A 21,266-nucleotide genomic window follows, 5' to 3' on the forward strand; every position below is an offset into this window, starting at 1 on the left:
AGAGAAGCAATGGCGAACGTGGTTGCCCCGATGGGCTTTGTTCCGGTGCGCGGCATCAACACGTACCAAGGTCAGACCAACATCTACTACATCCCGTCGACGGATACGAACCAGTATTCGATCGGCGACGCGGTGAAGTCGGTGGTGGGCGCCGACACGGCGAACGGCTTTCCGTGCGTGACGAAGTCGACGGGCGCCGCGTCCGAATATCAGCGCGGCGTGATCGTCGCGGTCCTGCCGGTTCCGGCCGTGGGCACGCCGTCGTTGATCGGCACGCCGCTCGCGCTCGAAAACATCGGCATCCCGGCGACGAAGACGCAGGGCTACTACGTCGAAGTCGCCGACGACCCGAACCAGCTCTTCGAGCTGCAGGACGACGGCCTGTCCGGCCTCACGGCGGCCGCTGCGAGCAAGAACGCTGGCTTCACGCCGACGAATCCGACCTCGCCGCTCGCGATCTCGGCCACGGTGCTGACGACGTCGACCGTCGCGACGACGGCCACGCTCCCGCTCAAGATGATGGGCCTGTCCCAGCGTCCGGCGCCGGGCGGCGGCAACTCGCTGGGCGCGAATGCGCGCTGGATCGTGAAGTTCAACCTGCACGAGCTCTCGGGCTCGGGCGTGGCTGGCGCGTAACAACTCAGGCTATCAGGGAGAAAAGAGATGGCAGGTGTGATCACCACCGGCAATTTGCCGAAACTGCTCTGGCCGGGGTTGTTTGCGACCTTCGGCCGTGGCTACAACGAGACCGCGCAGGAATGGAAGCCGCTGGTCGAGGTCTTCAGCTCGAAGAAGGCGTACGAGGAAATCGTCCAGGTTGTCGGCTACGGCGCCGCGCCGGCCAAGCCGGAAGGCACGCCGACGATGTACGACAGCGAGTGGCAGGGCTTCATCACCCGCTTCATCCACATCGCGTACGGCCTCGGCTACATCGTGACGCAGGAAGAAATCGACGACAACCTGTATCCGCAAGTCGCGTCGGAGCGTGCTGAAGCGCTGGGCTTCTCGTTCCGCCAGACGAAGGAAACGATTGTCGGTAACTTCTACAACACGATGTTTACGCGCAATGGCTCGGACGGCGTGCCCGTGATCAGCGCGGCCCACCCGCTGCAGGGCGGCGGCACTGGCACGAACACCCTGACGGTGGCGGCCGACCTGTCGGAAGCCGCGCTCGAGGATCTCAGCATCCAGATGTGGCTCACCACGGACGACCGCGGCAACCGCATTTCGCTGATGCCGCGGTCGCTGCACGTGCACCCGTCGGAAATGTTCAATGCGCAGCGCATCCTGAAGTCGACGTTCCAGAGCGGCACCGCGAACAACGACATCAACGCGCTGAAGTACCTGAACATGTTCCCGGAAGGCGTGAAGATGAACCGCTACTTCACGGCGCCGCACGCGTTCTTCATCCGCACGAACATCATGGCCAAGCAAGGCCCGATCCTGTTCGAGCGCAACAAGATCAAGTACTCGGACGACGGCGACTTCGACTCGGGGAACATCAAGTACAAGGCGTACGAGCGCTACTCGGTCGGCATGGCCGACTGGCGCGGCGTGTTCGGCTCGAACGGGCCGTAATCGACGCTGACCAGGTGACGGGGCCACGCGCCCCGTTGCCTTCGTGAGGATCCAGATGAACAAGAAAACGCGTTCGGGCGTGCTCTCGAAGACCGATCACAAGTCGAAGGCGCGCGTGCCTGTGAAAGGCTCCGCGTCGATGAGCGGCCCCGAAAAGCTGCTCAGCGTGTCGAAGCCGGCGCGCGGCGCCGCGCGCGGCACGACGAGCTCGCGCGTGAAGCACCGTAAAACGATGTACTGATAGGAGCGCCACATGGTCGCTGTTGCATCGCAGCCGCCCGTTCGGCTCCCGGCCGGTCAAACGACTGATGCGCCGTGGCAACCCCTCGCCGACTGCGGCGCGGGCAATCCGTTTTTCTATCACGGCGTGCAGGACGATTTCGATTCGTCGCTGACGACCAGCATCTGGACGCAGAGCAAGACCGGTAACGGTTCGGTCGCGCACACTGCCGGCGATGGCGGTCTCGCGCTGTTCACGACGAACAGTTCGACGCCGGTCGGCACCGACTACGCCGCGATCCAGCTGCCCGCCGCCAGCTTCACGTTCACGAAGCCGAAGAAGTTCTTCTTCCTCGCCCGCCTGCAGGTGAGCGACGCCGTGAACGCTGGCTTCATCGCTGGCCTGGTCGACAGCCAGGCCAACCCTTTCGTCTCGCCGACCGACGGTCTGTACTTCCTGAAGGCGAGCGGCGCGGCGAACAACCTGATTCTGCGCAGCATGGTCGGCAGCGCGAACACGGACCTCGCGATCCCGACTTCGGCGTACGCGCTCGCGAACAACACGAACATCGACCTGGCCTTCTCGATCGACCGCAACGGCAACGTCGGCGCGTACGTCGGGGGCCAGCTGGTCGGCTTCATTCCGCAGTCCGGCGTCGGCAGCGTGAACCCGTCGCGCGGCGCGTGCGCGAAGTTCGCGCCGACGCTGACCACCGCGAACCTGAACCTGACGCTGGGCGTGCTGTCGGGCACGGCATCGAGCAAGACGATGACGGCCGACTTCGTGACGGCGCAGAAGGAGCGTTGATATGCCGGCGACCGTCAGCGCTCGGATCCTCGAAGACGGGCCGCGCAATGCCGTGCTGCTCGTGCAGGGCGACAACGGCGGATCGGGCGGGGGTGATCTGGCGTACCAGCCGTTGATCCTGCCGTCCGCGCTCGGCTATATCGATCAGGCGCGCAACCAGCGCGCGGCGCAGCTGCGCGTCGACTCGATCGAATGGGATATTCAGGCCGAAGTGCAGATGCAGGTTCTGCTGTACTGGGACGCCACGACGCCGCAGCAGTTCTACGACTGCATCGGCCGCGCGAACAAGTACTTCCGTGACTTCGGCGGACTGTACGTGCCCGCGGGCCTCGCCGGCGCGACGGGCGGCATCGGCATCGCGACGAAAGGCGCCAGCACGACGGTCGACAACGGCTACACGCTGCTGCTGCGCCTGGTGAAGCAGTAAGGAGGCGGCAATGGGCCGCGCGGATTTCTGGAAGCGGGGGCAATGGAAGGCGATCTGCGATGTTTGCGGACAGGCCTACCACTCGAACCAGTTGAAGGAGCGCTGGGACGGCTTGATGTGCTGCCCGCAGGACTGGAATCCGCGCCAGCCGCAAGACTTCGTGAGGGGCGTGATCGATCGGCAGTACGTGCCGTGGTCTCGCCCCGATGTGCAGCCGCCGTTCGTGTCGACCGTGAGCGCGATCCTCCTCGACACCAACGGCTGCCCGATTCTCGATACGTTCGGCACCCCCATCTTGGCGACTTCGTAGATGAAACAAGGCAGCTATCCGATCGGAAGTCGCGCGCTGCAGCCGACCGACACGCTGACTGGCGTCGTCTCGGGTGGGACGGCGGACGTACCGCTGTCGCTGCTTACGCAATACATCAACCAGAATTTTTTTCCCGCGCTGGTCGGCTCGGTCCGCCCGGCGGCTCCCGCGCTGGGGCAACTTTTCATTGACTTGACACTGGGTCCGTACGGGCAGCTCATCTACTGCGCCCAGGTAGTACCGACCGTCTGGTGTAACACTGCTGGAGTTCAGGTATGAAACGAATCATTGTGGGCATCGCGGCGCTTCTGGTATCGCTGGCCGCGCTCGGACAGACGTATCAAGTCCAAAATCTCCAGGTCAACGGATCCGCGACCATCCCGGCGGGGGCGATCAACGGCACGACGATCGGGGGCTCTGCGCCGAGCAGTGGCGCATTCACGACGCTCCAGGCGACCGGCACGGTGTCGGGCGTCGGGTTTGCGAACTACCTTGCGGCTCCGCCCGTCATCGGTGGCACGACGCCGAACAATGCAGCGTTCGCTCAAGTCGTGGTGAACGGCAACGCGGCGGGGATCGCGAAGTTCGGCGCGACGTCCGATTGGCTCTCGCCGATCATCAATTGCACGACGAATTGCGCGACGGCATGGTCGTTGTCGCCGAGCGGGTATCTGGCGCTCGTCGGCGGCTCTCGCACATCCGACAACACGCTGGCGGGCTCGCAAGGGACGATCGGTGTCGCTGGCTACGCGCTGAACAACAACACCACGCAGGTGATGACGGGTTACGCGGGCTATTTCGAGGCGCGCGCGACGACGCCCGGTGTCGGCATCACGCAGGGTGTCGAGATCGACATGGTCAACCAGGGTACGAGCATCGCGATCGACCCGTACAACATGCAGCAGACCGGCGAAACGCCCGCACTCTGGTTGTCGTCCGGCCGCCCGGACGTAACGGCCGGCGCGGTGAACGCGTCGGCCGCGATCGGCATTATCAACAACCATACCGCGTTCAACGATGGGATCGTGTTCGGCAGCAACTCGCTCGCCGTGAACAGCGGGGAAGCAGAAGCGATCCTGATGGGCCCGAATCACGCGCTGTCGTGGTACGCGAGCGCGGGGACGATCGTATCGCGCATCCGAAGCGACGCGACCAGCGCATCGCTCGGGCTTATCTTTGCAAACGGCCAACTGAATTTCTCGAACATGGCCGGCGTGCAGAAGGTGTCAATCGACACCTCTGGCAACGTGACGGCGGCCGGCAACGTGTCCGCGAACGGCACGTCGTACATGCTCGGCAACATTTCGGGGCAAACGCTGCCGGGCGACGCGACGACGACCGGCACATCATCGATCGGTTGGAACCGTCAAAGCGGCTCGGGAGAAACGGACTTCGTGAACGCGAAGGGCGGCGGCTCGGCGGGCGGTTTCGCGTGGTGGCAATGGAACGGGAGCGCGACGACGCAAACGGCCAATCTCGACGCCACGGGCAATTTCTCGGCCGGGGCGACCATCAATACGGCCAGTTATACGGTCGCCGGCTTGCCGCCGGGTGTGATCGGCCGCCGCGCCATCGTGACGAATGCGACGTCGTGCACCTTCATGGGCGCGATTACGGGCGGCGGCACGACGTTCTGCCCGGTCATCTACAACGGCACGGCATGGGTGGGCGGTTGAAATGACCCTCCTATATGCGAACAACGCCGCGGGCACGCTCGCCGCCGGGATCAGCTCGACGGCGGCGTCGCTTGCGCTGAATGCCGGGCAGGCGGGGCTGTTCCCAGCGCCCGTGGCGCCGGATTCGTTCTACGCGACGCTGACCGATGCGGCGACGCGCACGATCATCGAGATCGTGCTGGTAACACAGGTCGCGGGCAACGTGTTCACGATCCAGCGAGCCCAGGACGGGACGAGCGCCCGCGCCTGGTCGGCAGGGGACATCGTTTCGCAACGTACCATCGCGGCTGAGCTGCGGCAGTTCAACGGCATCGTGCCGATCGGCGGGATCATCCTGTGGTCTGGCGCGGCGAACAACGTGCCGGAGAACTGGGCGTTGTGCAACGGCTCGAATGGCACGCCGAATCTGGAAGACAAGTTCGTCGTGGGGGCGGGGAACGCGTACGCGGTCGGCGCGACCGGCGGCGCGACTACCGCCACGCTGACGACGGCGAACCTGCCGCCGCACAATCACGCGGTGACCGACACCGGGCACTCGCACGGCGTGACGCAGTCTCCTCACAGCCACGGTATCAACGACCCCGGTCACTCGCACTCGTACCAGGTCAACGGCGCGGCGGGTAGTTCCGCTGGGTACCAGCTCAACAACAGCGGCCCGACTGCCCAAACGACCGGCGTGAGCGCGACTGGCATCACGATCCAGGCACAGAACGCGAACGTCAGCGTCAACGCAGCGACCACCGGGATCACGACGCAGAACACGGGGTCCGGAACGGCGTTTTCCACGCTGCCCCCGTACTACGCGCTCTGCTACATCATGCGAGTGGCGTGATGACGACCTATACCTATTCGATCCAACGCGACACGCTCATCCAGGCGGCATTTCGCGTGATGGGCACGTTCAACGACGACGCACCACCCCCGCAGTCGGATATCACGAACGCGGCGCAGGCGCTGAACCTGATGATCAAGCAGTGGATGACGAAGGACTATCCGCTGTGGTGCGTGACCGACGTGCCGTTCACCGTCCAGCAAGGCGTTACGAGCTACCAGCTCGGCCCGACGTCGACGAACGCGCAGTTGCAGGCCTTCCGGCCGTTGCGGATTCCGATGGCGCGCCTGCAGTACGCGAACACGAACCCGGCACTCGAGGTGCCGCTCGTGAAGTTGTCGCGGCAGGAATACGACCTGATGGGGAACAAGACGGCACAGGGCACGCCGAACTCGTTCTACTACGATCCGCAGCTCGGCAACGGTGTGCTGTACCTGTTCCTGACGCCGGACAGCAACCCGAACGTGTGCATCCTGACGTGCCAGCGTCCGATCGCGGACGTGATCAACGGCACGGACAACTTCGATTTCCCGATCGAATGGCAGAACGCGCTGAAATATGGGCTGGCGAGCGAGTTGCTGACGGAATACTTCGTGCCGGAGCGCGTCGCCAACCGCATCGAGCGGCGTGCGGAGCAGTACCTGAATGACATGCTCGACTGGGATCAGGAAGACGCACCGATGTACCTGCAGCCTGATATGCGGAGGATGTGATGGCGGAGCCGCCACGCATCCAGCTTGCGAACACGATCTCATCGCGTGATTCGACGCTGCTGAAGGACGCGCTGCTCTGGAACTATGGCGCGTCGAAGAACACGGACGGGCGGATCTTCGCGATCCCGCGCTTTGGCGTGCAACTCGCGAGCGCGATTCCTGCGATGACGGCCGGCGCGGCGCTGGGGTTCTTCGCGTTCGGCACGCACCTGCTCGCGATCGTAGGCAGCACCTTCTACGTCGACGGCGTGTCGCAAGGCACGGTCGATTCGACCAGCCCGTACCAGTTCACGCTCACCGGCGCGGGGGGCACCGGCGTGTTCCTGAAGAACAGCGCCAAGGCCTACACTTGGAACGGTACGACCCTCGCGCAGGTGACGGACGCGAACTATCCGGCCGTGACCGTGCCGGGCGTGGCGTACATGGACGGGTACGTTTTCGTCGAGGACCCAGCCGGCAATATCTGGAACAGCAACCTGAACACGCCGGCAACGTGGAACGCGCTGAACTCTATCGTGGCGAGCAGTTCGGCAGACCCGGGTGCCGCCATCTCGCGGCTCTACAACTACGTGATCGGCTTCGGCCAGTTCAGCATCGGCTTCTTTCAGGACGCGGGGAACACGCCGCCCGGCAGCCCGCTGCTGCCGAACCTGTCGGCCGCTGCGAACGTCGGCTGCGCGTGCGGTACGTCCGTGGTGGCGACCGAGAACACGATCTTCTGGATCGCGCAGACGCACCAGAAGGGCCGCAGCGTCTACATGATGAACGGTCTGGTACCGACGCCGATCTCGGATGAGCGCGTCGATCGCGTGCTCAATGCCGATCCGCTCACCAACGTCTTCGCGTTCTTCATCAAGACCAACGGGCATGCGTACTATGTGCTGACGCTCACGGCCAGCAATGTGACGCTCGTCTACGACGTGACGATGGGCCTGTGGAGCCGCTGGTCGTCTACGGCGCTCGGCTCGAAGTCGATGAATGCGGTGGTGTCGTACCTGAACGGCACGACCGTGACGGTGGTGATCCCGAATCACGGCCTGCAGTCCGGGGCAGTGATCAATGTATCCAGCCCTAATACTTCGCAGTCCTTTCTAGGAACGTACGTTCCGACTATAATCGACGCGAATACGATCAGCTACACGGTCGGGCAGCAGATGGTCGGCGGGATCAACACCGATACCATCAACACGACGGACATCAACGCGGATACCGTGCTGAATTCCGCCGCGGGCCTGGGCCAACTGGTGGTCACGCCGTACGTCCAGAACGTGTTCGCGCAGGTGATGTACGCCTACGCGAACAACACCGACTACCTGCTCGGGCAGTCGGACGGCAAGGTCTACAGCATGCTGGAGAGTGTGTCGAGCGACAACGGAGCATTCATCTACGGCTTGCTACGCACGAACGCGGGGGACTTCGGGTCCGACAACACGAAATTTTGCCAACGCATTGAAGTCATCGGTGACAAGATCGCCGATACCGCGTACGTCGGGTACTCCGACGATGACTTCAATACCTGGAGCGCATTCCGTCCTGTGAATCTGGGAGCCGCACGAGCGATGCTGCGGCGAGCGGGAGCGTTCCGGCGTCGAGCCTTCGCTTTGCTCTATATCGGCGGTTTCCAGGTGCGGTTTTACCAACTGGAACTCGGTATAGAGGAAGGCGATCAGTGACGACCGACCAGCTCACCTTCGCAGTCGAGCCCTACGCACAAGCGATCGATGAGATGCGCTTGTTGTATCCGGCGCATTGGGCAGAGATCGCCCTCAACAAGGACGTGATCAAGCTCGATCCCGATTACGAGCGCTACGACGCGCTCGACCGCGCCGGTATGGTCCACGTCGTCACCGCGCGGGCCGACGGGCAACTGGTGGGGTACCACATCTTCATCCTGATGACGCATCTGCACTATCGGCAGAGCTACACCGCAACCAGCGATATCACTTACCTCCGTCCCCAGCACCGCCGCGGCTTCAACGGTATGCGCTTTCTGCGCTTCGCGTTCGCGAGCCTGAAGCCGCTCGGCGTGCAGCGGATCTACACCAACTGCAAGATGCACCACGACTTCGGCCGTGTGCTCGAGCGGCTCGGCTTTGTTGAAGCCGAGCGCATCTACACGAAGGTGATCTGATGGGCGGGATCGTCGGAGCAGTCGCCGGGCCGATCATCGGCGGCATCATGGGCGGGGGTGGAGGCGGCGGGGGCTCCCAGGTGGCCCAGGGTGCTGCGAATATCGCCGGCGGCATGCTGTCGGCACAGGAGGCGCAGCAACTCGGCAACCAGCTTGCCGGAATCGCGAACCCCTTCGGCCAGTACAACGCCCAGTTCGGGAAAACGCTTGCGGACGCGACCACAGCCGGCACTTACGGCAACGCTGCGCCGCAGAGCGTCAAGGCGATGGGCGACTACGTCAGCGGCAATACGATGCCCTTGACGGGCGCGCTGAATGGCGTGTCGTTCGGGCAGCAGCTGAACAATCTTGTTGCGAACCCGAGCAGCGTGTTTTCGTCGCCGCTGTACCAGGCGTCGTTCCAGCAAGGTCAGAACGCGGTGAACGCGACGCTCGCGGCGCAGGGGCTGAACGCGTCCGGCAACCAGCTCGCGGCGCTGCAGAATTACGGTCAGTCGTTCGGCTCGAACTATTACGGCACGATGCTCTCGCAACTGTCCGGCCTGTACGGTCAGGCGCTGGGCGCAAACAATCAGGGCTTCGGCCAGCTCGCGAGCAGCGCGAGCGCGGATCTGGCGGCGAACAATCAGGCCTTCGGGCAGCTCGCGCTGCTCTCCGGCGCGTCGACCGGATCGCCGACGGCGGCCGCGCAGGCGGTGTCGAACGTCTACGGCAACGTGAATTCCGCCTACAACAGCGTTGGGCAGGGCGTCGGACAGGTCGCGAACGGTGTGGGCAACCTGCTGAACGGGTTGAGCGGCGCGTCCGGCGCCTGGAGTGGCGGCGACGCCGGCGGCTACGAGGCAGGTCTGTACGGGCCGTCCGTGTACGGGAACATCAACGGCGGCGACTATTACAGCGGCGGCGGGAACACGTTCGGCTTCAACTCCGGGGGCGGCTCCTCGTGGGGCGTTGGCGGCAACTCGTGGGGGTTCACGGCATGAAGCTCTGGGGACCGATGCTGACGGGCCTCTCGCAGGGGTTCGAGAACTATCAGCGGCAGCAGGAAGACCTCGCGTACACGCGCCAGGAGCGTGCGAACCAGCTCGCCGCGCAGCAGCTGGCGAACCAGGCGGCGTCGACGCAGAACCAGATGAGTGCGCTGCAGCTCGCCGACCTCGACGCACAGAACCGCTATTTCAGCCAGGCGGCCGACCCGAGCGCGATCGGCGACGCTGCCGTCGCGCGCGCCGTGCCGGCCACGCGCGGCCAGCCAGCCGGCGCGACGCAGCTTGCCGCGGCGGGCGGCATCAAGAATTTCAGCGCGGACATGGTCAAGCCGTACACCCCGCAGCGGATTCAGCAGATCGCGCAGCAGGTGAGCGCGCCGTCTCCGTACGACGACATGTTCAAGGCCGCCGCGCAGAAGTACGGTGTCGACTGGCGCGAGCTGAAGATGCGCGCGGCCGTCGAGTCCGGCATGAAGGTGGACGCCGTCGGGCCGGCGACCGCGAACGGGCAATCGATCGGCCTGATGCAGGTCGAGAAAGGCAACGCCGCGCGCGCCGGGTTCGACCCGCGCGACCCGCAAGCGTCGATTGACTGGGCGGCGCAGCAGCTTGCCGGCTACGCGCGCGCGGCAGACGGCGATCAGTCGGTCGTCGACAAGACCTACTACGGCGGTACCAACCGCAAGATGTGGGGCAAAAACACGAACCAGTACGCGGCGAACCTCGCGGCAGTGCGCTCTGCGATGGGCAACCAGTCGGCCGGCGCGGCCGCGCTCGACCAGGCGCAGAGCCAGCCGTCTCCGGCGGCGCAGCTCGACGCGCGCGTGAACGCGGGCGTCGAGACGCCTGTCACCGCGTACCAAGGCGCGACGTCGGCGCAGCAGCGCATGATCGGCATGTACACGCAGATGGGGCAGCGCGCGCAGCGCGACGGCAACGGCCGACTCGCGATGCAGTTTTACGCGCAGGCAGACAAGCTGCAGGGCGAACAGATCGACCTGCAGCGCAAGACGCTGGACGTGCAGAAGAGCGCGAACGACGAAACCGCGAAGCTCGCGGCCAGCGTCGGCGACCAGACCAGCTACGACGGCTTCCTCGCGCAGCTGCAGCAGAACCCGGCGATGCAGGCGGCGACGCGCGGTCTCAACCTGACCGGCGATTACGCGGCCGACCGGCAGAAGATCGCGACGCTCGCGGACCGCGCGCTGACGATCAAGGATCAGGCCGACCTCGCGGATCGTCGCACGAGGCTGCAACTCGAGCAGCAGCGCGAACAGCGCGAACAGGCCAAATTCGACGCGCCGCGCATCGCACAGGCTCAAGCGCAGGCGGCAGACCAGCAGCGCCAGCAGGCGCTGGCAGGCAAGGGCGTGCCGTTCGCGCCCTCGATCGCGGCCACGGCCCCGGTCGGGATGTCGCCCGAGCAGGTCGACGCGGCGCGCAAGAAGATCCAGACGGCGAACAACACCGTGCTCCAGAAGGACGCGCTCGGTGCGTCGTCGGACCGAGACATCATGGGTCTGACGACGCAACTGCTCGGCCTGCTCGACAAGCAGAACCCGGTCACCACTGGTGGCTGGTCGAGCATTCCGGGCGTGAGCCAGGTGCTGACGAAGTTCGGTGACGATCGGCAGCTCTTCGAGAAGATCTCGAACAACCTGATCTCGCGCATGCAGCAGTCGCAGGGCGCCGCCGGCGGCGGCCGGTCGTCGTTCACCGCGGCGATGTACGCGAACCTGAAGACGCAGAAGCCGAACGTCGACCTGTCGCCGGAGACGAACCGTCAGATGGCGATGGAGCTGTACGCCGGCGCCGCCATGGAAACGAGCCGGCGCGAGTTCGTGCGGGAGTACATGCAGGCGAACCCCGACGCGCCGATCCAGAACGCCCAGATGCTCTGGAGCGCGTATGAGCAGTCGCTCGGCCCGGCGTTCGTCGTCGATCCGCAGTCGCCGACCGGCTTCTCGCCGAACTACGCAGGCATCCCGACGCGGCCCGACGGGCAGAAGAATGCCGGGTATCGCGACTGGCGCGAGTTCTTCAAGCATTACGAGGCTCAATGATGGCGAACTACGATCCGAAGCTCGACGCCGCGTTCGGCGGCCCGCCGGAGGGCGTCGCTCAGCCTGCTGCGCAGAATGCCCCCGCGGCGCCCGCCGGGCCCGCCGCGAAGCTCGTCGGCGAGCAGCCGGCGAAGCGCACGATCGGCGCGCTCGATTTCGAAGCGCTCGGCGCGAAGGCGTACCAGGCTGCAACGTTCGGGTTCGGCGCGGACCTCGATCGCGTGCTGTTCGGCAAGCAGGCCGAGCAGGCTACCCGCCAGCTGGCGAACCTGTACGACCAGCAGCACCCGCTGGCCGCGTTCGGCGTCGATCTCGCCATGGCGGCCGCCGAGAGCGCGATCTTGCCCGGCGCAGGCAAGGCGCAGGTCGCGAAGTCCGGCGCCGCGTTGCTCGGCCGGCAGGTGGCCGGCGGCGCAGCTGCGGGAGCGGCGATGGGCGCCGGCGCCGGCGGTGACATGTCGACGCGGATGAAGCGCGCGGCAGAGGGCGCGGTCGAGGGTACGGTGGCGGCACTGGGCCTTGGCGCCGCAGGTGCCGTTCTGCGCCCGCTGCTCGATCGCCTCGGGCCGGCCGGCTTCAACCAGGTGAAGGCGGCGGCCGACAAGATCAAACGCGCGCTTGCGACCGAGGGCAAGACGCCGCAGCAGCTCGCGTCGTTCCTGCAGAGCAACCCTGGCGCGCGCGTCGTCGACTTCTCGCCGAAGGTTGCGGACCTCGTGACGAAGGCGGCCGACGTGTCGAACTCGACGGCGCGCAGTCTGGCGGAGAGTCTGCGCAGCGACGCGGAGGGGCAGGCTTCGCGCCTCTATAACCCGTCGCAGCCGCTGCAGCACGTGAAGCAGCAACTCGCGGACAATCTCGAAGGGCTGCAGAAGCAGATGGCCGCCCAGTACCGCGGCGCGTACGCGGAAGTGACGCCCCTGACGGGCGAGCTGAAGGCCGCGCTGAACCATCCGGACGTGAAGCCGCTGGTCGACGAGGTGCTCGCCGATTACCAGAAGCTGCGCATGAACCCGAAGTCGGCAGCCGCGCAGGCGCCGAAGTACAAGGTCGGCGAGGAGATCCCAACGGCGGTTATCGACGATCTGCAGAAGCGCGTGAGCCGCGCGGCCAGCGACAAGGATGCGATCGGGACGATGAAGGCGGGCGGTCTACAGGCGGCGCACGCAGCGCTGAAGGATGCGCAGCCGACGTCGCTGGACGCCGCGCAGCGTCTCGCCGCAACGGTCGGCGGCGAGGCGACTGAGACCGGATTGCTAGGCGCGCAGACGTGGGGCGCGAACTACGCGTTCGGCCTCAAGGGGGCGTCGATCGACCACTGGCGCGCGATGAATCCGCTTGAGCGTGAGTACGCTCGAATCGGGATGGCCGATGGCATGGAGCGGTATTTGCGCGAACACCCGCGGATGACCGAGGGTGTGCTGAACAAGATCGGCGACAAGATGAACGACCCGCAGATCCGAGAGGTACTCGGCGATCGTACGGCGAACCAGATCAAGAAGGCGTTTCGCACCGAGGCGGCTCGCGCGCGCGTGAGCGACCAGATGGCGCGCGGCGGATCGCGGCGCGCCGCGTTCGAGGAGGAAAACACCGAGCGCATCGTCGGCCACGGCCTGAACGTCGTCGGCGGTGGTGCGATCGGCTCGTGGCTACGGCTGGCGAAGGCGAAAAGCCTGACCGAGCCGCAGGCACGGCAGATCATCGACATTGCGACGAAACCAGGCGGCATGCAGCGCCTGCGCACGGCCGGCCTCGACAAAAACCTGCTCGATAGCCTTGCTACCGCAATGCGGAATCAGGGGTTCGTGGCCGGGGCCATGACGCAGCAAGGCCGACCGCAGATCACGGAGGATCAGTGAACGTTGTCCCGTCCGGCCTTGCCCCGGCCTCGCACTTTGCTTACGGCGTAGAGAAATGCGGCCAACAGGACCATCGTGCCGATGAAGACCGGTATGTCTTCGCTCGGACTGGTGTGCACCAGGTTGTAAAACCAGCCGAAAACCAGCAGGCAGAAGTACAGACCCAGCCCGGCGGCAATGAGATAAATGATTCCTCGTACGCCCAACTTGGCGATTGCGTAGAGCGTCAAGCCGCCGAGGACTACTCCCGCGGCAATTTGAAGAACCAGTGTCATGGCGAACCCCGGGTGACCCAGTGAAGATTCTCATCATAGACCAGATCGGGCTGTCGCTCGATTTCATCATGCGGTGCAAAGACTGCGGCCACGAGGTGCGCGCGTGGTTCGCGCCGCGCGAGGACGGGAGGCGCAACGACATCGCCGACGGGTTCGTGACGAAGGTCCCGGACTGGCGTGCGGCGATGGGCTGGGCCGACCTGATCGTGCTGACCGACAACTCCAGCCTGATGAAGGAACTGGCGCCGTACCACAAGAAGGGCTATCCGATCTTCGGGCCGAACGCGGCGGGCGCCGAACTGGAGCTCAACCGGCAGAAAGGGCAGGACGTGTTCAAGCGCGCCGGCATCAAGGTGATGGATTCGGTCGAATTCAGCGATTACGACAAGGCAAAGGACTACGTGCAGCGCAACATGCTGCGCTACGTCTCGAAGCCGAACGGCGACGTCGACAAGGCGCTATCGTACGTGTCGAAGTCGCCGCGCGACATGGTCCTGATGCTCGACCGCTGGAAGGTCGAGAACCCACAGAACCAAGGCTTCATCCTGCAGCAGTTTCGCGCGGGCATCGAAATGGCGGTGGGCGGCTGGTTCGGGCCGAAGGGGTGGGGCAAGCACTTCCTCGAGAACTTCGAATTCAAGAAGCTGATGCCTGGCGACAGCGGGCCGAACACCGGCGAGCAGGGCACGGTGATGCGCTATACCGAGAAATCGAAGCTGGCCGACAAGCTGCTGCTGCCGCTGACCGCGCACCTCCATTCGATCGACTACCGCGGCTACTTCGACATGGCGGCGATCATCGACGAGGACGGCGTGCCGTGGCCGCTCGAAGCGACCAGCCGGCCGGGCTGGCCGTGCCGGATCATCCAGGACGCGCTGCACGTCGGCGACCCGGCGCAGTGGATGCTCGACCTGCTGCACGGCGAAGACACGCTCGAGGTGCTCGATGAAATCGCCGTCGGTGTCGTGATCTCGATCCCCGACTACCCGTTCACGAAGTACACCGGCCGCGACACGACCGGCTACCCGGTCTATGGCACCGAGCGGCTCGCGACCGAGGACATTCACCTCTGCGAGGTGAAGATGGGGCAAGCCCCGAACGAGCGCGACGGCAAGATCGTGTACGAGAAGATGCCGGTGACGGCCGGCGACTACGTGTGCATCGCGACCGGCACCGACTACAGCGTGACGGGCGCGCAGATGCGCGCGAAGCGTGCGATCAAGAAGATCGAGATCCCGAACAGCCCCGGCTGGCGCGACGACATCGGCGAGCGGCTGAAGGCTCAGATCCCGGAGTTGCAGGGCATGGGCTACGCCGACGGATGGAAGTATTGACATGGGCGTGAAACTTAGCACTCCTCCTGATCCGCGCACCCCTTTCGAGGCACCGGCGTGGCAGTCGTGGTTCGCGCTGCTCTGGCGGCAATTCGGGGCGGGTGACCTAGGCGCATTCACGGTCGCGAGCCTGCCGAACAGCGCGCTGGAGGGGCAGAAAGCCTGGGCGAAAAACGGGCGGAAGGTAGGCGAGGGAGCCGGCGCCGGCACGGGCGTGCCGGTGTACTGGAGCAACGGCGCGTGGCGCGTCTACAGCACGGACGCGGCCGTGTCCGCATAACGGGGAGCGGAATGGATAAGGAAATGGTGGGTAATGCAGTGAGCGGCGCGTTGGCGGCGTCGGCACCCGCTACGACGGCCGGCGGGGGCGTGGTTGCAATCTGGACGTGGTTCAACGGCCACGACATCTCATGGTGGGTGGGCGTGCTCACGATCGTGTTGCTTTTGCTGCAGATCCGCGACCGCCTGTTTCCCCGCCGCACGCGCGGAGGCGCACGATGAAGAAGCTCCTGATCGACGACCTGAACCAGGTCTGCAAATGGTGGTCGGTGCGCGTGAGCGCGCTGATGCTCATTCTGCTCGCGGCGATTCCGCCGCTCGCGGATCAGTATCCGCAACTCGCGCCATCGCTGCTTGCGCTGTTCCCGAAGCACGGGCAGCAGTGGGTGCCGATCGCTGGCGTCGTGCTGACGGTCGCGGCGCGCGTCGTCAGCCAGAGCGCGCTGATCGGCAGCATCAAGGCGCTTTTCGGGAAGGGTGGCGGCGATGGGGCTCAGTAACCTGATTCGCGCGATCCTCGCGCTGTTCGGCCGTGTCCCTGCATCTGCTCAAGCTGAACCGCAGCCCGCCGCGCCGGCCGAGGCGCCTGTTGCGCCGGCCGCGCCGGTCGTCGAAACGCCGCAGCCTGCGCCGCCCCTTCCGGCGGTTCCCGCCGCGCCGGTGGTTCCGATTCCTGTAACGCCGCCGCGCGCGGCCGAGCCAGCACCCGACATTTCGACGCCCGCCGGCTTCATCGCCGCGATCGCGCCGGCGGCGCAGGCATGCGCGAAACGCACCGGCGTGCCCGCCAGCGTCACCGTCGCGCAGGCCGCGCTGGAATCAAGCTGGGGACGCCGCGCGCCGGGCATGAACCTGTTCGGCATCAAGGCCGACGCGTCCTGGCGCGGGCCGGTGACGTCACAGCCGACGCACGAGGTCGTCAATGGCCAGACGATCACGATCACCGCCAATTTCCGCGCGTACAGCACCTGGCAGGGCAGCATCGACGACCACGCCGCCTTTCTGACGGGCAACCCGCGCTACCGGCCGGCGTTCGCGTGCAAGACGGGCCCCGAGTTCGCGCGCGCGATCGCGGCCGCCGGCTACGCAACGGACCCGCAGTACGCGGACAAGCTGATTTCGATCATGAACGCGCGCGGGCTTTGCGCGCTCGATTCCTTGGGGGTGCCGGCATGACCTTCCTCGATCCTCGCGTCTGGCTGGCGGTCATCGTAGCCGTCGTCATCGGCTCGGCAGCTGGCTACTTCAAGGGGCACGCTGATGGCGTGCGCACGACAACCATCGCTGCGCAAAAGGCCCAGATTGCGGCTGTGAGTGCTGCGCGCGCCGAAGAACAACGCCGCACTGCGGCGCAATCGGAGATCGCCGACAATGCGAACCAACAACGTACCATCGCGCTCGCGGATGCTTTTGCTGCTCGCGCTGCCGCTGGCAGCCTGCAGCAGCGTGTCGACCAGCTCGTCGCAGCAGCCCGCCATCCCGCCGCTGCCGCCGCTGCCGCCGGAAGCCCGGCAGCCGGCGACGCCCTCGATCTGCTCGCCAACGTGCTCGGCAGCATTGACGACCGCGCGGGCGAACTGGCAGCGTACGCTGACGCCGCCCGCCTCGCCGGCCAGCAGTGCGAGCGTGACTACGACGCACTGACGTCGGCGGCGCGCTGAGCGCGCCGCTTGGCTCGTCGCTTCAACCATTCGGCAATGCGGCTGTGCCGAGCGACGGCGCTTTCGTATCCGTACGTGTTGACGGTTCTGAACAGCGCTCCCGGCTCGATCACATAGTGCACGAAGTAGGGCTCTACCGACGTACCTCCGTCGTCCGCGACGCCAAGAAAGACCGTCCAGACGCGAGTGCCCTCGGCGACGGTCGTATCCGCGATGTTGTCGTCCCATTTGCTGAACGTCTCGAGATCGACTTCGACCGGATCATGCTGATCATTCAGGATGAAATAGTGCTGCATAGCGGCTTGCGAGTACTGTACAAATATACAGTATAGCAACCGGCGCGGGGTGCTGCCGACATTGACGAAATCTTGACGTGAAATGCCGAAAACAGGTCAAATTAGGTCCCGGAAGTGCAACCGCTAGGGGATGGCGATCGCTGCAAGTCGTTGATTTGATTGCACTTCCGTTTCCGTCTATTTTCAAACTGCCGTTCTTCTAAGCCGTAGGTCACACGTTCGAATCGTGTAGGGCGGGCCAGGATTCTTCGCTTATTCAGTCACTTAGTCACGCGAGCGACTGCTGTCAAGTTGGCTCCCTTCGCCGTTCGGTGTGAATGGAGTGTGAATGAATTCCACCCGATGACCGCCCGATACTTTGCCGGAGGCCGCGTCATCATCTGTTGAGCGCTTGGGTTAGCAGTGTTCCTCCAACGCCCTGTACTGCGCCCATGACGGCCGCTATCAATTTAGCGAGGATGTCATTGCGCTTTCGCTGCCAGAACGATTTCCGGGCGTCACGTCGGATGCCATAAAACACAGTGTCCCGTCTTGGGTCTGGCCTAAATACGGCTATGCACATCGCAAGGCCGATACCGGTTAGGCAGGCGAAGGGCACCACTTGCCACGATTTGTAGTGGAGCGCTGCTTGCCCAATTCCAAACCAACTTACGGCTCCCGAAATGAACACAACCCATCCTCGATCTCGGAGACCATTCGCAAGCGCGCCACTTGCCGAAGGCCTGATAGCGCACCAGCCGGACAGTCTGGCGTCCAGGTGAGGATGTTTTAGAATTTGGCAGGCTGATACGATCAGCATGGAGCACCCGAATAATTGTAGGGAATGTAAACGAGGGCGTCATGTTTAAGGGCATCAGTGCCATTGTGATTGGGGTGGGCCTTCTTGTCGCTGCTGCAATCAGCGCACAGTCGACTAGAGAATTTCTTCGAACATCGATTGTGGTACCGGGCCTCGTCGTTAAGCTCAATGCTGGCGGATACCATCCCGAGATTCAATTCACCACCAAGACAGGACAGCAGATTTCGTATCCGCAAGGCGGGATTGTCACGAAAGTGGAGCTCGGTCAGCGAGTCGAGGTGCGGTACCAGGCCGACGATCCTGATGGCAGCGCAACGATGAATGTCTTCGCCGCGATCTGGGATTCGACGATTGTTTTTGCCTTCATGGGTGCGGTTGCAATCGTGTGCGGGATTATGAATCTGCCGTCACGAACATAACGAGAAGCAGAAGAGAGAGGGCGTATGTCGTATCTTCGAAAGAGCAAGTGGAAATATGACACTGGCGCGGGCGGTGGGGTGAGCGTTGACATCGTAGTTGCGACGGGGGGGAATATCATTCTCACTGATCCACAGAAACATTCGCAAAGCTTCTACTACGGTGGTGTGGGTATTGGTTACGGCTGGGGCGCCAGGATTCCGAAAATCAAATTGCCGAGGTTCACAATCCCAGAATTGAAATTGCCGAACTTCGGTAGCCATGATGCAAGTGCTGCTGGCTCGACGTATGATTTCCCGAGTCATGGGACCGTTTACATGACCAGTGCATTCAAGGGCAGTGAACTTACGCGGTCGGATTTGCAAGGCGGAACCGTTTATCTCGACGGTTACGGTGGGGTGGTTGTCGCACAGGGAGCGACTGTGATGCTGTTGGGCATCAATCCGGCAATGCTTGCGTTGGGCTTGACAAGCCCGGCCATGTCGATGATTTTGGCGGACGCCGTTGCGAATGCTCCGGCGCTGCTATATATGCACGGTCGAACGGCTGGCTTTCAAGCTGGTGTGGGTGGGGGGATTCTGGCTGGCTATCTCCACTGACCTATACCAGCGGTTGTGTCCCAGGGCGTGGCGCGCATCGCAACAGCTCCTTGCCGCTCTCGGCCGACAACACGACGAGTTGAACGTAGCTGTTTGACTGAGCGTACGGGCCGAAGAATCGGTCCATGACAGCCGAGAACCGATGCAGGCTGACATCTCGTGTCGCCGCCTCGGAGAACGAAAGCAGGATCTCCACACCGCGAACAAATGACGGGAAGTGATTGTCGAGAGACATCCACCTGATCGCTGGTTTGCAGTCGAGAGATGCGATCGCGTCGATGCAGCGTTGGGCAACCACGCTGGAACGCGGAGCATGGAAACGGAGAAACTCCTTCAGCGCGGGTAGTCCGGTCCGCGTCAGGTCGAGCGGATGCGGCGCCAGTGCCGACAGGACGCGCCAAAGTGCACCGCCCCGCGGCAAGGCAGCCGGCAAGGTGGGGCGGGAGAGCAGCATGATCGGGCACGCCAATGCCGAACCCTCGTACAGAAGATCGCTATCGGGGGCCCCGATCGGCAACCGGGACGGCATTGCTCCGTTGGTTGCCAGGACATCGACATCGACCTGAGGGTGTCGCGGATGAGCGGTTTGACCCTTTAAGTCGACCAACGCCAGTTGCGATTCCGCCAGCGCGCCGTCCGGCATGGCCTCCGGATCTCGGTAGGCCAGCCAATAGATGGCGGACGAATCCATGGGCCGCGCGTGACTGAATGCACGATACGGCCACACCTGCGTGCGCGGTGCCGCATGTGAAGCGATGGCGGCCTTGTCTTCGCCCGACTTCGTACGCTCGCCCAGATACACGGCCTCAACCGAGTAGACGCTCAGCGGAATGCCGGTTGCCAACGGGGTCGGCGTGATCGGATAGGTGGCATCGTGACTGGTTAGCTGGATAGGCGTTGCCGCGCGTTCGAACAGGTTGACGACCGGTGTGCAAAACAATCGGAACGTGCTGGTGTTCAGCGTTGCCAGGATCTGAGCGGTGCCGGAATCATGGGCGGTGCCTTGCACGGCGACGTGAAGCGTCAGTCGTCGAGCTGCTTCGGCGCGCGCGGCGCGACGCATTCGACCCAGGTCGATGTCGACGAAATCAAACTTCTCGGGGAAGGCAAAATACTCGATCAGATGCCTGAACGATTGTGCGCTTGTATCGTCTTGGTTCGGCAACAATCGCTCGTCATCGGCAAAGCCGGCCGCCTCAATGGGGGCTTTCGACAAGCGGGTCCAGCGTCCGCTTTCGTCCACCTCCACGTAGGCGGCCGATGCACGAAGCAACAGCGTATCGGAAAGCGCGGCGACGAGCGGCCGCTCTCCGGACAGATGTACCCGCACTGGGGTGGACGGAATGGCGTCATCGAATGCTTGCGACGCGGATTCGCTTGTAAAGGTAATCGAAATGATCCCCGTCACTTCTGTCGGGATGCGCGCCGCTGCTGGCGCGAGCGTCGCTGATGAATAGCGTGCCGAGTAGATACGCAACGGCGATAACGTGACGTCGTAGAGTGTACGGAAGCGGCACGGTGCGGCATTGGCGTCCAGCATCGTGCCGCGCGCTATCGTCAGCGGTTCGGTAAGCTGACCGAACAGAACCGATGGGTCGAACGAGGCAACCGCGCATGACGGGACCGTGCGCAGATACTGCGGATAGGCAATTTCGAGAAGTGCCTCGGTGAATTGCGGGTAATCGTCATCAAGCTTCGCATCGACACGAGCCGCTAGCAGCGCGAACGTCTGTACCATTCGGTCGACGTGCAGGTCTTCGACGTGGCCACCAGACATGCCCAGGCGTGCTGCAATCTTCGGAAAGCGTCGAGCAAAGTCCGCCAGACTGCGTGCAAGCAATCCGACTTCACGTTCGTAATGTGACAGCAGATGGTCCATTCGCTGCAATATTCAATAATCCGCGATAATCGGTCCCTGTTTTCCGGAGCCGACATCTAGTCAAAATGGCGCGCAGGCATATTAAAATGGCCGCGCCGACAAAAAATTGCCCCTCTGCTGAG

At 64.1% G+C, this 21,266-nt stretch carries 26 protein-coding genes; 23 read left to right on the forward strand and 3 right to left on the reverse strand.

All coding sequences use genetic code 11. The features are described 5' to 3' along the window. Positions 1 to 9 precede the first annotated feature (9 nt). From H0X91_RS18040 to H0X91_RS18110, 15 genes are all read left to right on the forward strand, one after another. The gene (locus tag H0X91_RS18040) at positions 10 to 636 is read left to right on the forward strand and encodes a hypothetical protein (protein ID WP_196433193.1); all 627 of its coding nucleotides are present in this window, start codon (positions 10 to 12) and stop codon (positions 634 to 636) included. A 27-nt stretch (positions 637 to 663) separates the two neighbouring features. Beyond that, a complete protein-coding gene (locus H0X91_RS18045) occupies positions 664 to 1,578 on the forward strand; it encodes a hypothetical protein (RefSeq protein ID WP_196433194.1) in 915 nt (304 codons plus the stop codon). Positions 1,579 to 1,633: 55 nt separating this feature from the next. Then, positions 1,634 to 1,819 (forward strand): hypothetical protein, encoded by a 186-nt coding sequence (locus tag H0X91_RS18050; RefSeq protein WP_059530864.1) that lies wholly within the window; start codon positions 1,634 to 1,636, stop codon positions 1,817 to 1,819. 12 nt (positions 1,820 to 1,831) lie between these two features. Next, complete coding sequence (locus H0X91_RS18055) at positions 1,832 to 2,605, forward strand: hypothetical protein (RefSeq protein ID WP_196433195.1); 774 nt, start codon at positions 1,832 to 1,834, stop codon at positions 2,603 to 2,605. Position 2,606: 1 nt separating this feature from the next. Further along, positions 2,607 to 3,032, forward strand: a complete 426-nt coding sequence (locus H0X91_RS18060; protein ID WP_196433196.1) for a hypothetical protein — start codon at positions 2,607 to 2,609, stop codon at positions 3,030 to 3,032. Positions 3,033 to 3,042: 10 nt separating this feature from the next. Then, positions 3,043 to 3,342, forward strand: coding sequence for a hypothetical protein (locus H0X91_RS18065; RefSeq protein WP_196433197.1), 300 nt, complete (start codon positions 3,043 to 3,045; stop codon positions 3,340 to 3,342). Then, positions 3,343 to 3,621, forward strand: a complete 279-nt coding sequence (locus tag H0X91_RS18070) for a hypothetical protein (protein ID WP_196433198.1) — start codon at positions 3,343 to 3,345, stop codon at positions 3,619 to 3,621. Continuing rightward, positions 3,618 to 5,018, forward strand: coding sequence for a hypothetical protein (locus tag H0X91_RS18075; protein WP_196433199.1), 1,401 nt, complete (start codon positions 3,618 to 3,620; stop codon positions 5,016 to 5,018). Before H0X91_RS18070 ends, H0X91_RS18075 begins: the two co-directional genes overlap by 4 nt. 1 nt (position 5,019) lies before the next feature. After that, positions 5,020 to 5,850 (forward strand): hypothetical protein, encoded by an 831-nt coding sequence (locus H0X91_RS18080; RefSeq protein ID WP_196433200.1) that lies wholly within the window; start codon positions 5,020 to 5,022, stop codon positions 5,848 to 5,850. Then, positions 5,850 to 6,563, forward strand: coding sequence for a hypothetical protein (locus tag H0X91_RS18085; RefSeq protein ID WP_196433201.1), 714 nt, complete (start codon positions 5,850 to 5,852; stop codon positions 6,561 to 6,563). Before H0X91_RS18080 ends, H0X91_RS18085 begins: the two co-directional genes overlap by 1 nt. Further along, on the forward strand, positions 6,563 to 8,236 hold the full coding sequence (locus H0X91_RS18090; protein WP_196433202.1) for a hypothetical protein: 1,674 nt from the start codon (positions 6,563 to 6,565) through the stop codon (positions 8,234 to 8,236). Before H0X91_RS18085 ends, H0X91_RS18090 begins: the two co-directional genes overlap by 1 nt. Further along, positions 8,233 to 8,694, forward strand: coding sequence for a hypothetical protein (locus tag H0X91_RS18095; protein ID WP_196433203.1), 462 nt, complete (start codon positions 8,233 to 8,235; stop codon positions 8,692 to 8,694). The genes H0X91_RS18090 and H0X91_RS18095 overlap by 4 nt, the downstream gene beginning before the upstream one ends. Then, on the forward strand, positions 8,694 to 9,677 hold the full coding sequence (locus tag H0X91_RS18100) for a hypothetical protein (RefSeq protein WP_196433204.1): 984 nt from the start codon (positions 8,694 to 8,696) through the stop codon (positions 9,675 to 9,677). Before H0X91_RS18095 ends, H0X91_RS18100 begins: the two co-directional genes overlap by 1 nt. Further along, on the forward strand, positions 9,674 to 11,746 hold the full coding sequence (locus tag H0X91_RS18105; RefSeq protein ID WP_196433205.1) for a transglycosylase SLT domain-containing protein: 2,073 nt from the start codon (positions 9,674 to 9,676) through the stop codon (positions 11,744 to 11,746). Before H0X91_RS18100 ends, H0X91_RS18105 begins: the two co-directional genes overlap by 4 nt. A 221-nt stretch (positions 11,747 to 11,967) precedes the next feature. Next, positions 11,968 to 13,605 (forward strand): hypothetical protein, encoded by a 1,638-nt coding sequence (locus tag H0X91_RS18110; RefSeq protein ID WP_196433206.1) that lies wholly within the window; start codon positions 11,968 to 11,970, stop codon positions 13,603 to 13,605. On the opposite strand, the gene H0X91_RS18115 is transcribed toward H0X91_RS18110, so the two are convergent. After that, positions 13,599 to 13,880, reverse strand: coding sequence for a hypothetical protein (locus tag H0X91_RS18115; protein ID WP_196433207.1), 282 nt, complete (start codon positions 13,878 to 13,880; stop codon positions 13,599 to 13,601). The two genes, H0X91_RS18110 and H0X91_RS18115, sit on opposite strands and share 7 nt — an antisense overlap. A 20-nt stretch (positions 13,881 to 13,900) precedes the next feature. Here H0X91_RS18115 and H0X91_RS18120 point away from each other — a divergent pair, with 20 nt between their 5' ends. From H0X91_RS18120 to H0X91_RS18145, 6 genes are read left to right on the forward strand one after another with little or no spacing between them, the layout of a single operon-like run. Next, positions 13,901 to 15,214: a hypothetical protein gene (locus H0X91_RS18120; RefSeq protein ID WP_196433208.1), complete on the forward strand. Its 1,314-nt coding sequence runs from the start codon at positions 13,901 to 13,903 to the stop codon at positions 15,212 to 15,214. A gap of 1 nt (position 15,215) precedes the next feature. Next, entirely contained in the window at positions 15,216 to 15,494 is a 279-nt protein-coding gene (locus tag H0X91_RS18125; RefSeq protein ID WP_196433209.1) for a hypothetical protein, read from the forward strand. Between the two features lie 11 nt (positions 15,495 to 15,505). Continuing rightward, positions 15,506 to 15,715: a hypothetical protein gene (locus tag H0X91_RS18130; protein WP_196433210.1), complete on the forward strand. Its 210-nt coding sequence runs from the start codon at positions 15,506 to 15,508 to the stop codon at positions 15,713 to 15,715. Continuing rightward, a complete protein-coding gene (locus H0X91_RS18135) occupies positions 15,712 to 15,993 on the forward strand; it encodes a DUF7940 domain-containing protein (RefSeq protein WP_196433211.1) in 282 nt (93 codons plus the stop codon). The genes H0X91_RS18130 and H0X91_RS18135 overlap by 4 nt, the downstream gene beginning before the upstream one ends. Next, positions 15,980 to 16,669 (forward strand): glycoside hydrolase family 73 protein, encoded by a 690-nt coding sequence (locus H0X91_RS18140; RefSeq protein ID WP_196433212.1) that lies wholly within the window; start codon positions 15,980 to 15,982, stop codon positions 16,667 to 16,669. The genes H0X91_RS18135 and H0X91_RS18140 overlap by 14 nt, the downstream gene beginning before the upstream one ends. Further along, positions 16,666 to 17,154: a DUF2514 family protein gene (locus H0X91_RS18145; protein WP_196433213.1), complete on the forward strand. Its 489-nt coding sequence runs from the start codon at positions 16,666 to 16,668 to the stop codon at positions 17,152 to 17,154. Before H0X91_RS18140 ends, H0X91_RS18145 begins: the two co-directional genes overlap by 4 nt. On the opposite strand, the gene H0X91_RS18150 is transcribed toward H0X91_RS18145, so the two are convergent. After that, on the reverse strand, positions 17,124 to 17,450 hold the full coding sequence (locus H0X91_RS18150; protein ID WP_196433214.1) for a hypothetical protein: 327 nt from the start codon (positions 17,448 to 17,450) through the stop codon (positions 17,124 to 17,126). The genes H0X91_RS18145 and H0X91_RS18150 overlap by 31 nt on opposite strands. Positions 17,451 to 18,290: 840 nt before the next feature. On the opposite strand from H0X91_RS18150, the gene H0X91_RS18155 reads away from it, so the two are divergent. Both H0X91_RS18155 and H0X91_RS18160 read left to right on the forward strand, forming a co-directional pair. After that, entirely contained in the window at positions 18,291 to 18,668 is a 378-nt protein-coding gene (locus H0X91_RS18155) for a DUF3592 domain-containing protein (RefSeq protein ID WP_012492498.1), read from the forward strand. Between the two features lie 24 nt (positions 18,669 to 18,692). Continuing rightward, positions 18,693 to 19,265 (forward strand): hypothetical protein, encoded by a 573-nt coding sequence (locus tag H0X91_RS18160; RefSeq protein WP_043205777.1) that lies wholly within the window; start codon positions 18,693 to 18,695, stop codon positions 19,263 to 19,265. 1 nt (position 19,266) lies between these two features. Here H0X91_RS18160 and tssF read toward each other — a convergent pair whose 3' ends face one another. Beyond that, positions 19,267 to 21,144, reverse strand: coding sequence for a type VI secretion system baseplate subunit TssF (gene tssF, locus H0X91_RS18165; RefSeq protein ID WP_062884624.1), 1,878 nt, complete (start codon positions 21,142 to 21,144; stop codon positions 19,267 to 19,269). Positions 21,145 to 21,266: the final 122 nt, after the last annotated feature.

The sequence above is a fragment of the Burkholderia sp. 9777_1386 genome, from assembly GCF_015712265.1.
In the GTDB taxonomy this organism is placed as follows: domain Bacteria; phylum Pseudomonadota; class Gammaproteobacteria; order Burkholderiales; family Burkholderiaceae; genus Burkholderia; species Burkholderia cenocepacia.